The sequence below is a fragment of the Yoonia vestfoldensis SKA53 genome, from assembly GCF_000152785.1.
Taxonomy (GTDB): Bacteria; Pseudomonadota; Alphaproteobacteria; order Rhodobacterales; family Rhodobacteraceae; genus Yoonia; species Yoonia vestfoldensis_A.
On record NZ_CH672414.1, the window covers coordinates 1,211,422 to 1,223,961 of the forward strand.

General features: G+C 60.6%; 15 protein-coding genes and 1 pseudogene. All 16 read right to left on the reverse strand.

The annotated features are described in order from the left end of the window. Position 1 precedes the first annotated feature (1 nt). Entirely contained in the window at positions 2-2,020 is a 2,019-nt protein-coding gene (gene nuoG / locus SKA53_RS05930; RefSeq protein WP_007205174.1) for an NADH-quinone oxidoreductase subunit NuoG, read from the reverse strand. A 135-nt stretch (positions 2,021-2,155) separates the two neighbouring features. Beyond that, on the reverse strand, positions 2,156-2,563 hold the full coding sequence (locus SKA53_RS05935; RefSeq protein WP_007205175.1) for a DUF5333 domain-containing protein: 408 nt from the start codon (positions 2,561-2,563) through the stop codon (positions 2,156-2,158). Positions 2,564-2,749: 186 nt separating this feature from the next. Continuing rightward, the gene (locus tag SKA53_RS05940) at positions 2,750-3,160 is read right to left on the reverse strand and encodes a hypothetical protein (RefSeq protein ID WP_007205177.1); all 411 of its coding nucleotides are present in this window, start codon (positions 3,158-3,160) and stop codon (positions 2,750-2,752) included. After that, a complete protein-coding gene (nuoF, locus tag SKA53_RS05945; RefSeq protein ID WP_007205178.1) occupies positions 3,157-4,443 on the reverse strand; it encodes an NADH-quinone oxidoreductase subunit NuoF in 1,287 nt (428 codons plus the stop codon). The genes SKA53_RS05940 and nuoF overlap by 4 nt, the downstream gene beginning before the upstream one ends. Then, on the reverse strand, positions 4,443-4,673 hold the full coding sequence (locus SKA53_RS05950) for a DUF5337 domain-containing protein (RefSeq protein ID WP_007205179.1): 231 nt from the start codon (positions 4,671-4,673) through the stop codon (positions 4,443-4,445). The genes nuoF and SKA53_RS05950 overlap by 1 nt, the downstream gene beginning before the upstream one ends. Positions 4,674-4,681: 8 nt before the next feature. Next, the gene (locus SKA53_RS15535; RefSeq protein ID WP_007205180.1) at positions 4,682-5,251 is read right to left on the reverse strand and encodes a hypothetical protein; all 570 of its coding nucleotides are present in this window, start codon (positions 5,249-5,251) and stop codon (positions 4,682-4,684) included. A gap of 183 nt (positions 5,252-5,434) precedes the next feature. Further along, positions 5,435-6,352: pseudogene (gene nuoE, locus SKA53_RS05960) on the reverse strand (NADH-quinone oxidoreductase subunit NuoE); the annotation flags it as partial. Between the two features lie 121 nt (positions 6,353-6,473). Further along, complete coding sequence (locus SKA53_RS05965; RefSeq protein ID WP_040482820.1) at positions 6,474-6,803, reverse strand: hypothetical protein; 330 nt, start codon at positions 6,801-6,803, stop codon at positions 6,474-6,476. A gap of 44 nt (positions 6,804-6,847) precedes the next feature. Beyond that, entirely contained in the window at positions 6,848-7,045 is a 198-nt protein-coding gene (locus SKA53_RS05970) for a hypothetical protein (RefSeq protein WP_007205185.1), read from the reverse strand. Beyond that, positions 7,042-8,280 (reverse strand): NADH-quinone oxidoreductase subunit D, encoded by a 1,239-nt coding sequence (locus tag SKA53_RS05975; protein ID WP_007205186.1) that lies wholly within the window; start codon positions 8,278-8,280, stop codon positions 7,042-7,044. Before SKA53_RS05975 ends, SKA53_RS05970 begins: the two co-directional genes overlap by 4 nt. Beyond that, positions 8,277-9,173 (reverse strand): sulfotransferase, encoded by an 897-nt coding sequence (locus SKA53_RS05980; protein ID WP_007205187.1) that lies wholly within the window; start codon positions 9,171-9,173, stop codon positions 8,277-8,279. The genes SKA53_RS05975 and SKA53_RS05980 overlap by 4 nt, the downstream gene beginning before the upstream one ends. Beyond that, positions 9,170-9,781 (reverse strand): NADH-quinone oxidoreductase subunit C, encoded by a 612-nt coding sequence (locus SKA53_RS05985; RefSeq protein ID WP_007205188.1) that lies wholly within the window; start codon positions 9,779-9,781, stop codon positions 9,170-9,172. The genes SKA53_RS05980 and SKA53_RS05985 overlap by 4 nt, the downstream gene beginning before the upstream one ends. 11 nt (positions 9,782-9,792) lie before the next feature. Continuing rightward, entirely contained in the window at positions 9,793-10,323 is a 531-nt protein-coding gene (locus tag SKA53_RS05990) for a NuoB/complex I 20 kDa subunit family protein (RefSeq protein WP_040482821.1), read from the reverse strand. Continuing rightward, positions 10,314-10,646 carry an NADH-quinone oxidoreductase subunit A gene (locus SKA53_RS05995; RefSeq protein ID WP_424180350.1) on the reverse strand — a complete coding sequence of 111 codons (333 nt, stop codon included), beginning with the start codon at positions 10,644-10,646 and terminating at the stop codon, positions 10,314-10,316. The genes SKA53_RS05990 and SKA53_RS05995 overlap by 10 nt, the downstream gene beginning before the upstream one ends. A gap of 218 nt (positions 10,647-10,864) precedes the next feature. Further along, positions 10,865-11,644 (reverse strand): crotonase/enoyl-CoA hydratase family protein, encoded by a 780-nt coding sequence (locus tag SKA53_RS06000; protein ID WP_007205191.1) that lies wholly within the window; start codon positions 11,642-11,644, stop codon positions 10,865-10,867. Next, positions 11,641-12,498 (reverse strand): hydroxymethylglutaryl-CoA lyase, encoded by an 858-nt coding sequence (locus tag SKA53_RS06005; RefSeq protein ID WP_007205192.1) that lies wholly within the window; start codon positions 12,496-12,498, stop codon positions 11,641-11,643. The genes SKA53_RS06000 and SKA53_RS06005 overlap by 4 nt, the downstream gene beginning before the upstream one ends. Between the last annotated feature and the right edge of the window lie 42 nt (positions 12,499-12,540).

Genomic DNA, 12,540 nt, shown 5'->3' on the forward strand with positions numbered 1-12,540 from the left:
CTTATTCCGCAGCCAGCGGTGTGGTTTTGCGCGCCTTGGCATTGGCGCTGAGTTCGGCCATCAGGCTGGACGCACGCGCAATCGGGTTGGTCAGATAGAAATCGGTCACAGCCAGCACAAAATCGGCCTTGCCGGGTTTTGCCACCGGCAGTGGTTGCCAATCGTTCTCGGCCACCTCGTCAAGGGCGGCCAGATGCGGATGCGCCGCAACCAACGCCTGCCGCAATTGCGCCATGCTGTCATAGGGCAGTGTCGCCCCCAATTCAGCCGACAAGGCCCGCAGGATCGCCCAGTTTTCCTTGGCCTTGCCCGGTGGGAAACTGGCGCGCAGGGCCAGTTGTGGCCGCCCTTCGGTGTTCACGAAAAGGCCGTTTTCCTCGGTATAAGCGGCGGCAGGCAGGATGATGTCGGCGCGATGCGCGCCACGGTCGCCATGACTGCCCTGATAGATCACAAAAGCGCCCGGTTTGATCTCAACCTCATCGGCGCCCATGTTATAGACGACCTCGGCCCCGTCCAATGCGGCGTCCATGCCACCATCCGTGACAGCGCCCACATCCATCGCACCGACACGGCCAGCGGCAGTATGCAGCACAAGGAAACGCGATTTGGTCTTGTCGGCCAGCGCCATCGCTTGGGATAGCACCGCCTCACCATCAGCTTCGCGCAGCGCACCCATGCCGATGATGACAAGGCTGTCCATATCCTTGACCGCGCCCATATCCTTGGCGGCGGTATCGACCAGCGCCTGACGGTCAGTGCCGACATGCGCGACATCATAGGTCAGATCGACCTGCGGCCCGATCAGCCCGACATTGGCACCGCGCGCCCAGGCCTTGCGGATGCGCGCGTTCAGCACGGGGGCCTCATTGCGCGGGTCGGTGCCGATCAGCTGGATCATCTGCGCCGTGTCGATATCTTCGATCGCAGCGGTGCCGACATAGGCAGAGCGGTTGCCGATGGGCAGCTTCGCGCCATCGGTGCGACATTCGACGTGGCCACCCTGCCCTTCGATCAGTTGTTTCAGCGCGAAGGCCGCCTCGGTCGGGGCCAGATCACCGACCAGACCGGCGATTTTCTTGCCCTTCATCGCGGTGGCAGCGGCGGCCAGCGCCTCTGGCCAGGTGGCTTTGCGCAATTTGCCGGCTTCACGGATGTAAGGCGTGTCCAGCCGCTGTTTACGCAGACCGTCCCAGACGAAACGGGTCTTGTCGGAAATCCATTCCTCGTTCACGCCGTCATGGTTGCGCGGCAAAAAGCGCATCACTTCGCGCCCCTTGGTATCGACGCGGATATTGGACCCCAGCGCATCCATCACGTCGATGGATTCGGTCTTGGTCAATTCCCAAGGCCGGGCGGTAAAGGAATAAGGCTTCGACACCAGCGCCCCCACGGGGCACAGATCAATGATGTTGCCCTGCAGGTTGCTGTCGAGCGTTTCACCCAGATAGCTGGTGATCTCTGCATCCTCGCCACGGCCGGTCTGGCCCATCTGCGAAATCCCCGCGACCTCGGTCGTGAACCGCACGCAGCGGGTGCAGGAAATGCAGCGCGTCATGTGGGTTTCGACCAGCGGGCCAAGGTTCAGATCCTCGGTCGCGCGCTTGGGTTCGCGGTAGCGTGAAAAATCGACGCCGTAAGCCATCGCCTGATCCTGCAGATCGCATTCGCCGCCTTGGTCGCAAATCGGGCAATCCAGTGGATGGTTGATCAGCAAAAATTCCATCACGCCTTCGCGGGCCTTTTTGACCATCGGGCTGTTGGTTTTTACAACCGGAGGCGTACCATCGGGGCCAGGCCGCAGATCCTTGACCTGCATGGCGCAGGAGGCGGCAGGTTTCGGCGGGCCGCCTACAACCTCGACCAGACACATGCGGCAATTGCCGGCGATGGTCAGCCGTTCATGATAGCAGAACCGCGGAATTTCGATGCCCGCGACTTCACAGGCCTGGATCAGGGTCATTGCCCCATCCACCTCGACCTCGGTTCCATCGATGATGACTTTGCGCAGATCAGACATGGCGTGCCTTTTTGTTCCCGTCGCGCCGTGTGCCGCATAAGGGGTAGGCGCGTTGAGGGCGTTCTAACCCGCGAGCGCCCCTGACGCCAGTGCGATCCGTAAAAAAGACGGCAATTTGTCACCGCTGACCTGCGGTCAGCGCAGAAGCCAGCCAACGCGCGTATTTGCAGCGATTTGTGCTTGTCCAACGGCGCAATAGCTGGCGGGATCATCGGTTGCGGCCCCCAATGCGGCCAGCTGCGCCCTTGCGATATCTTCCAGCCGCCGCTTTTCGGCGCTGTCGTCGATATAGGCGTCGATCGCTGCCTGACTATAGCCCAGATCGCGGGCCGTTGCGCGCAGCGATTGCAGATAGGTCAGACCCCGAAAGGTCCGCGCGCGAATGCTGTCGCATTTTTCTGCAATCTCGTAAGCCATGCCGACATAAATGATTCCGTCACGCACTGCCGGTTCATCGCGCAGCTGCGATTGCGCCGACAACGTCCCTGCCAGGCTGACCATCGCCAGCAGAATTACCATGATCGCGATTGTTGTTCTTGTCATGTCATGCCTCTTGTCCGGATGCTCGGGGCGGCATCCTTGGCCATCAGATTGCGACGGATGGCGCGTTATTCAATATCAACAGAATGACAGCGGGGATTTTCCGCCCATCACGGGTATCATCGCATGAAAAAAGGCCGCTCCAAGGCACGACCTTTTTCAAAAGCATCACAAATTGTCAGCAGATCGTCAGACCGGGACCAACATCACGCTGATCAAGCTGCCTTGCAGCACTTCGGCATCGGCAGCAGGGCACAAATCCGCCCCCTGCAATGCAACGCCGTGTTTGGCGGTGAAACTGCGCTGGCTGACATCTGTTTCCAATTCGATCCCGTCGCGCTGCGCAATGGCCGACAGCGACCCGCGGCCCAATTCATTGCGGCGTTCGTTCATCGCGGAATCAAGTTCCGCATCATAGCGATAGCGCGCGCAATTCTGTGCCACCTGCGACGCGATGGTCAACGTGGCGTAATATGCAGGCGTCGGCATCATCACCAAGCGTTGCACCGCAGAATCGGTCAACTCGCGTGTGGGGCCAGAGCCTGTCGTGCAGCCGGCCAGAACGAGCGCCGCACAGATCGCGCCGCCCCGCTTCGTCATTCCGCAGCCAGCCCCGCGATCCGTTTATGTTTGATCCGGTCTTCGATTTCGTCGCGGAAATTCTTGATCAGCCCCTGAATGGGCCAAGCCGCCGCATCGCCAAGCGCACAGATCGTATGGCCTTCAACCTGTTTGGTCACATCGAGCAACATATCTATTTCATCAACTGACGCATTGCCTTCGACCAACCGCGCCATCACACGCATCATCCAGCCGGTGCCTTCGCGGCAGGGCGTACACTGGCCGCAGCTTTCGTGTTTATAGAATTTCGACAGACGCCAGATCGCCTTGATCATATCGGTGGAATTATCCATCACGATCACGGCTGCGGTGCCAAGCGATGATCCTTTTTCCTTCAAAGCATCAAAATCCATGATCGCATCGCGCATGTTTTCACCGCGCACGCACGGCACCGATGACCCACCAGGGATCACCGCCTTGAGGTTGTCCCAGCCACCACGAATGCCGCCGCAATGCTTTTCGATCAGTTCCTCGAAGGGAATCGACATTTCCTCTTCGACGACGCAGGGGTTGTTCACATGGCCCGAAATCGCGAACAGCTTGGTGCCCGCGTTGTTGGGGCGGCCAAAGCCGCTGAACCACGCGCCACCCCGGCGCAGGATCGTCGGCACCACAGCGATGGATTCGACATTATTCACAGTGGTCGGGCAGCCATAAAGGCCGGCACCGGCGGGGAATGGCGGTTTCATCCGCGGCATGCCCTTTTTGCCTTCAAGGCTTTCGAGCAGGGCCGTTTCCTCGCCACAAATATAGGCCCCTGCCCCGTGGGTCAGGTAAATTTCAAAATCCCAGCCCGATTTGCAGGCGTTCTTGCCCACAAGCCCTGCGGCGTAAGCTTCGTCAATCGCGGCCTGCAGCGCCTCTTTCTCGCGGATATACTCGCCACGGATGTAGATGTAGCAGGCATGGGCATTCATCGCGAAAGACGCAATCAGGCAACCCTCGACCAGCGTGTGGGGGTCGTGGCGCATGATCTCGCGGTCTTTGCAGGTGCCGGGTTCGGATTCGTCGGCGTTCACCACCAGATAGGCGGGGCGACCATCGCTTTCCTTGGGCATGAAGGACCATTTCAGACCAGTCGGAAACCCTGCACCGCCGCGCCCGCGCAGACCGGAGGCTTTCATCTCATTGACGATCCAATCGCGGCCTTTCTTGATGATGTCAGCGGTGCCATCCCAATGGCCACGCGCCTGCGCGCCTTTCAGCGTGCGGTCATGCATCCCGTAAAGGTTGGTGAAAATCCGGTCTTGATCCTTGAGCATCAGTTCTCGCCCTTGTCGTTCCGGCGCATGCGCCAGAGTTGAAACGTCTTCCACAGCGCAAAGCCGAAACCGGCCAGCGCTGCAAGGTCAAATATGGCCCGTGTCCGGTTGGACCAGCCGTATTGCGACCCGATCATCGTGACCAGCACCCACAAACCACCAACCGCAGCAACCGTCAACGCGACGCGTTGTCCGGCCTTCGCCTGATCTGTGTCGCCGTGCCGGGCCATGGTAATCCTTATGCGCTGGCGGCCAGTGTCTTGGCCTGCGCGACCCAGCCATCACGGCTGGCACGGCCTTTGAACCCCTGCAGATTGGCGTCCATCCACGCCAATTCCTCTGGTCCCCAAGACGCGATCTGGTCGAAATGAAAAATCCCCATGCCATGCAGGGTCTGTTCCAGCTTTGGGCCAACGCCACTCAGCTGGCGCAGGTCGTCAGGCTGGCCGCCACGCGCTGCAGACAGCATTACGGGCTTTGTACCAGCACCGGATGTCGCGGCAGATGCGGCGGGTGCGGCAGGCGCGGGTGCAGCTGCTGGTGCAGGTGCAGCTGCTGGTGCAGGTGCAGCTGCTGGTGCAGGTGCTGCTGCCGGTGCAGCCGCCTCGGGGGCCGCAACGCCATCATTGCGCGCCGGACGCCAGCCCAATGCAAGCGCCAGACCCGCGACACCGGCCACGATGATGGCCACGAAAACCGCGCCAACCAGGCCAAGGTCATAAAGCACATAGGCCACACCAAGTGCGACAACAAAGACAAGGCCCGCAATCGCGGCAATCCCCATCCAGATCGGTGCTGTGTTGTTCATCTTTTCAATTCTCCTCTCAGGGGGTTGCCCGTGCAATCAATTCATCGCGGAACCGGTTCTGCGTCAAAGGATCACAGCACAACCCGCACTGCAACTTTTACCTGAAATGGTGGCATTGCGTAAATATTTTGCAAGATCCCGTATCACCGCCCCAATCGGCCCGCAAAGCGCCTAAGTCTTGGGCTGTTTCGGCGCAGGTTTGGCGCGCGGTTTCTTGGTAACGGCCTTTTCGGCGGCTCCGGCCTGTTCGGGGTTGGATTTCGACACCGGCTTGGCCTTGGAAGATGCTTGCGCTTCTTGCTGGGTAACGCCGCTGTCATCGGCTGGCACATCGGCAGATGGTTTGGGGTCTTTGCGCGGCTTTCTGGCGACGGGCGCTTTGGGTTTTGGCGCATCGGTGATCCAAGGGGTCAGCAAAGGCACCTCTGTCCCGTCAATCCGCTTGACCGTGTCGCCAATGTCAACAGCGGCTTGCGCGCTGGCATTGTATTGCGCCTTGCCGGATGTGAAATCCTTGAGCGTGGTCAGCCCGCCCTTCGGCTCGGCGGCGAAACGGCCGTTCTGGGGGCCAGGTGTCGGCACACGACCAGCGGCCAGTTCGTCGATGATCTCGGTCAGCCGTGCGGCGGTCAGGTCTTCGTAATAATCCTTGCCGATCTGGGCCATCGGCGCATTGGCGCAAGAACCGAGGCATTCGACCTCTTCCCACGAAAACTTGCCGTCAGCGGACAGGCTATGCGCCTTGGGGGCGATCTTGTCCTTGCACACGCCAATCAGATCCTCGGCACCGCAGATCATGCAAGACAGCGTCCCGCAGACCTGAATATGCGCAACAGACCCAACCGGCTGCAACTGGAACATGAAATAGAATGACGCGACTTCGAGCGCGCGCATATAGGCCATGTCGAGCATCTTTGCGACATATTCGATGGCGGGCCGTGTCAGCCAGCCTTCTTGTTCCTGCGCACGCCACAGGATCGGAATGATCGCCGAGGCCTGGCGGCCTTCGGGGAATTTTTTCATCTGCGCCTCGGCCCAGGCCAGATTGGCATCGGTAAAGGCAAAGGTCGCGGGCTGGTCGTGGTAAAGGCGGCGTAGCATCAATTCATCCCGGTCATCATGACAGCGCCAGTGATCGGCGCAAACAAAGCGGCGGAAACGCTCCCGCCAAGGTTCGTCCCACCCATTAGCACAAGCACGCTTGCGGGCAAGCCGATTGACATCACAGGCAGGCCCCTGTGGTGATACGGAACGACCGGCCATCTGACCCGATCTCGCCCCGGCCTTCGGCGCGCAATTCGGTCATGATGCGGGCCATGTCCTGCTGGGACAGGGTCGCGCTGGCCAGCACGGTCTGCGTATTTGCGCTGGTCAGCTCGCACCCATTGGCGGTGACAGCAGCGATAAAGCGGTCCTTGGACGATCCGGGATTGACCGGGGTCGGCAGTGTTTGCGGCGCAACCCTCGCACTCGGGTATGGCGCGGGCATCACCATCGGATAGGCGCAGGCCGACAGGGCGATAAAGGCGATGAAAGGCAGCTGGCGGATCATGGTGTCATCTTTCAATTAACGGGTCGCGGCGGGCCATGCCTGCATCATTCGGCAAGGACCACGCCATCACGACCGGCCACTTCGGTCAGCCCATAACTCAGCACGGCCACGGATAAAGCAATCCCCGCCACGCCGCCAAAAATGATACCGGCAACAGGCCGCCGAAACCAGCGCGACACGGCCGCCGACAGGAAAAACCCGACAGCCACCGCCGCGCCAAGCACGACCTGTTCCATCGTCATCTGTCGATTTCCCCGAACACCACGTCCAGCGTGCCGATGATCGCCGCCACATCGGCCAATTGATGGCCAGTGGCGATATGATCCATCGCCTGAAGATGCAGAAAGCCCGGCGCACGCAGTTTGGCGCGATACGGCTTGTTGGTGCCATCGGCCACCAGATAAACGCCGAATTCGCCCTTGGGGGCCTCGACCGCGGCGTAAACTTCGCCCGCGGGGACGTGAAAGCCTTCGGTGTACAGCTTGAAATGATGGATCAAGGCTTCCATGGATGTTTTCATCTCGCCACGGCTGGGCGGGGTCATCTTGCCACGCGCCATCACATCGCCCTTTTCCACCCGCAGCTTGGCGCAGGCCTGACGGATGATATGGGTGGATTGGCGCATTTCCTCCATCCGGCACAGGAACCGGTCGTAACAATCACCGTTCTTGCCGACCGGCACCTGAAATTCGAATTCATCGTAACATTCATAGGGCTGCGCACGGCGCAGATCCCATGCCAGCCCCGACCCGCGCACCATGACGCCGGAAAAGCCCCAATCATGGATATCCTGTTCTGTCACCACGCCGATATCGCAATTGCGCTGTTTGAAGATGCGGTTCTCGGTCAGCAGGCTGTCGATATCATCCAGCACCTTGGGGAAAGTCACGGCCCAAGCGTCGATATCCTCGATCAAGGCATCGGGCAGGTCCTGATGCACACCGCCGGGGCGGAAATAGGCAGCATGCAACCGCGCCCCGCAGGCGCGTTCGTAAAACACCATCAGCTTTTCGCGTTCCTCGAACCCCCACAGCGGCGGGGTCAGCGCACCCACGTCCATCGCCTGCGTGGTGACATTCATCAAATGGTTCAGAATACGGCCAATTTCGGAATACAGCACGCGGATCAGGCTGGCGCGGCGCGGCACCACAGTGCCGGTCAGCTTTTCAATCGCCAGACACCAGGCATGTTCCTGATTCATCGGCGACACATAATCCAGCCGGTCGAAATAAGGCAGGTTTTGCAGATAGGTCCGGCTTTCCATCAGCTTTTCGGTGCCACGGTGCAAAAGGCCGATATGCGGATCGCAACGTTCGACAATCTCGCCATCAAGCTCCAGCACCAGCCGCAACACGCCGTGCGCCGCAGGGTGCTGGGGGCCAAAGTTGATGTTGAAATTGCGGATCTTCTGTTCGCCGGTCAGCGCGTCGACTGACCCGTCGTCATAGGTGTTCACGCGGATATCGCCGTCCATCATGCTGTCATCCTTACACAATTGTTCTGCCAGTTCGCTGGCAAGGGGCCGACGTTACGCGCGACCCAGTCATATTGTTCAAATAGTAGCTTTTGCGCAGGTGTGCGCAGCTTTTCAAGCATCGCCACCGGCCGGCCATCATGCACCGCCTGTGCGGGGACATCGACAGGCCCGATCCCCAGAAAGGCACAGACCCGCGCCAGACCGTCCGCCGTCAGCAGCGTTTCGGCAAAAGCCACCAGCAGCCGGTCGGCAGGCACCACGCGGCGCAGCTTGCTGATCACGCCAGCATAATCACCGCGCGCGAGGATATGCGTCTCTTGCCCACGGTTCAACATCCGGTACAGGATATTATTTGCCTTTTTTTCGTAAATTTCGTGGCTTTGCCGCTGGCGATGCGCCTGCATCCGGATATGTGACCACAGCCGGTCTAACGGATCGCGGATCAGATAGATCACCTTGGTCAGGGGCGCTGCCGCAACCATCCGGTCCAGCAGCGCGTCAGACAAGGTGGCGTAATTGGGGGTCATATCGGCATAGATCCGCGCCACACCCCGCCCCTGTGTCAGCCATGCCAGATAGGCCGTATCATCATTGCGGTCACCGGCGACAACATCCATCAACGCCGCCATATCCCCGATCCGCCGGTCAAGGTTGCGGATCTGCCAGCCGCGATCTGCGGCTTCGGCCAGTACTTTGGCGGCGCGCAATTCGTTCAGCCGCAAATCGAAAGCGGCCAGTTGCTTGTCACGCTCGGGGGTGGTGAATGTGTCCCAATAATGCGCCTCTTTCACTGCGGGCAGCGCGCAATCGGGATGATCGTGCAGCAAACGGTAAAACCACGACGTCCCCGCCTTGGTCGCACCGACGCAGTAAAGAACGGCAGGCTCGGTCACTTGCCTTCGGCCTTTGCCTTGTCATCGCCGGGCAGGACGTATTTGGCCCCTTCCCATGGCGACATGAAATCGAACTGGCGGTATTCCTGCACAAGGCTGACCGGTTCATAGACGACGCGTTTCTGCACCTCGTCATAGCGAACCTCAGTATAGCCGGTGGTCGGGAAATCCTTGCGCAACGGATGCCCGCGAAAGCCGTAATCGGTCAGGATGCGGCGCAGGTCGGGATGGCCGGTAAACAAGATGCCGAACATGTCGAAGACTTCACGCTCGAACCAATTGGCCGACGGATGCACCCCGATGATGGATGGCATCATATCGTCGTCACGGATCTGGACCCGCACACGGATACGCTGGTTCTGATACATGCTCAGGAAATGATAGATCATGTCGAACCGCTTGGCGCGGCTCGGATAATCCACCGCCGTGATATCCACCAGCGAGGTGAACAGGCAATTCGCATCCGTTTTCAGGAATTCCACGAAACTGACCAATGACGACGGTGCGACCGTCACGGTCAATTCGCCATGGGTGACATCCCAGGACTGAACGCAATCAATACGCTTGAGGTCCAGATGCGCGCCCAATTCTTGCAAGGCTTCGGTCATGTGTCGTTCCTTTAGCGCGTGATGGTGCCGGTGCGGCGCATTTTACGCTGCAATTGCAGGATGCCGTACAGCAGCGCCTCTGCCGTGGGCGGACAGCCAGGGACATAGATATCCACCGGCACGATCCGGTCACAGCCGCGCACCACCGAATAGCTGTAATGGTAATAACCGCCGCCATTGGCACAGGACCCCATCGAGATCACATAACGCGGCTCTGGCATCTGGTCGTAAACCTTGCGCAAAGCGGGGGCCATTTTATTGGTCAACGTGCCAGCGACGATCATCAGATCCGACTGGCGCGGGGAGGCGCGCGGGGCCGTCCCGAACCGTTCCAGATCATAGCGCGGCATCGAGGTATGCATCATTTCCACCGCACAACAGGCCAGACCAAAGGTCATCCAGTGCAGGCTGCCGGTGCGCGCCCAGTTGATCACGTCTGCGGTCGAGGTGACAAGAAACCCCTTGTCCTGCAGTTCCGCGTTCAGCAATTGCGCGCCATGTTCCTTGTCGGCGCCTACGGCCGTTCCGGTCATCACTCCCATTCGAGCGCCCCTTTCTTCCATTCATAGGCAAAGCCGATCGTCAGCACGCCCAGAAAAATCATCATCGACCAAAACGCTGTCATGCTGATGTCACCAAAAGCCACGGCCCAAGGAAACAGGAACGCGACTTCAAGATCGAAGATGATGAACAGGATCGACACCAGATAGAACCGGACATCGAATTTCATCCGCGCATCGTCAAAGGCGTTGAACCCACATTCATAGGCCGACACTTTTTCAGGGTCGGGGTTGCGCACAGCAATCACAGCTGCCGCAATGATCAAGAGCAGGCCCAGCGCGATGGCAAGGCCCAGAAAAATCATGATCGGCAAATAGTTGGACACGATATCAGGCAAGATGCGTTCCTTTCAAAAAAGCGCGCAGTCCGGCGCGCCCTTTAATGGCTTGCCCCCACATACCGCCGCACCCTGCAAGGGTCAACCGAATGCGGTGTCGCAGCGGCGCGACACCGCCTCTTTGCGCTGCTCTGGCACAGCTGCAAATGGGTCGCATTTTATGCATCGCGGGTGACGTTGCGGCCTCAGGCAGATCCGGGCCAATTTGGTACCCGTTTGCCGAAAAAAGCGGCAATGCCTTCGGCCGCCTCGGCCCCATCCCAGCAGGCGAGCAGCGCATCGACAGAGCGCGCGATAATGGCCTCGTCAATCACCGGACCCAGCGACCGGGCATAGGCTTTGGCCGCCGCCACCGCCTCTGGCCCGCAGGACAGATAGGGCGCAACCTCGGCGGCGATAGCGTCATCGAGCGCGTCAGCAGGCACCGCGCGTGCCAGAACATCCAGCGCCACAGCCTCATCCGCGCCGAATACACGCCCAGACATAAAAACACGCCGCGCCTTGGCCGCGCCGATCCGCGCCAGCACATAGGGGCCAATGGTCGCGGGAATGAGGCCCAGCCGCGTTTCGGTCAGCCCGAACTTGGCCGTCTGCACGCCGATGGCCACATCACAAACGCAGGCCAGCCCGACCCCGCCACCAAAGGCATTGCCCTGAATGCGCCCGATCAAAGGCTGCGGCAAGCTGTTCAGCGCCCCCAGCATCTGTGCCAGCGACGTGGCCGCCGCGCGCCGCGCGGCGCGATCCGCTGCCATCTGGTCACGCATCCAGCCCAGATCGCCACCTGCACAAAACGTAGGCCCCGCAGCCGCCAGCACGACAACACGGATGCGCCGGTCCGCTGCAATCCGCGCGGCGGCCTGCGTCAGCGCGTCAATCATCGCCTGCGACAGCGCATTGTGTTTGTCCGCGCGCGCCAGCGTCAGCGTCGCCACCCCGCGCCCGTCCACCACCAGATCAATCATCGCATTCTCCTTGCCAGTGCCGCAGCCTCTGCAATGACATCTGTATCAATGCCGGTCTGAAACCCCGCGCCATGCAACAGCGCCAGCACCTTTTCTGTCGCCACATTGCCGGGCGCACCGGGCGCATAGGGACACCCGCCAAGCCCGCCCACCGCCGAATCAAACGCGCGCAGGCCCTTGCCAAGTGCCGTTTCGATATTGGCCAGCGCCTGCCCGCCCGTGTCATGGAAATGGCCCGCCAGTTGATCGGCGGGCGCAATCTCAAGCACCGCATCCAGCATCGCCGCGACCGTCTCTGGCGTGGCTTTGCCGATGGTGTCGCCCAGCGACACAGGCATCGGGGCCAGCGCGCGTACCATCGCCGCGACCTTGGCCACGGCGTCGGGGGCGACAGGCCCGTCAAAGGGGCAATCCGTTACGCAGGAAATATAGCCGCGCAAGCCTACCCCCGCCGCCTGCGCCGCTGCGACCACCGGGACAAGCCGCTCGACCGATTCCGCGACCGAGCAATTCAGGTTGCTGCGCGAAAACCCCTCGGAGGCAGCCACAAAAACGGCGACCTCATAGACCACCCCCGGCACACGCGCGGCGATAAACCCGTCCCAACCGCGCAGATTGGGCACCAGTACCGCGTAACGCACCCCCGCCACCGGCGCTATTCCTGCCATGACCTGCGGCGTGTCGGCCATCTGCGGCACCCATTTCGGGCTGACAAAACTGCCGATCTCGATATCGCGCAGCCCCGACCGGCCCAAAAGGTCAATCAGCGCCACTTTCTCGGCCACCGGAATGATGCGCTTTTCGGTCTGCAACCCGTCACGCGGGCCGACTTCATGCAGCCTCACAAATGTCATCGCTACCCCCATCGTTCGAGCCCAAATATCCCGGGGGAGCAC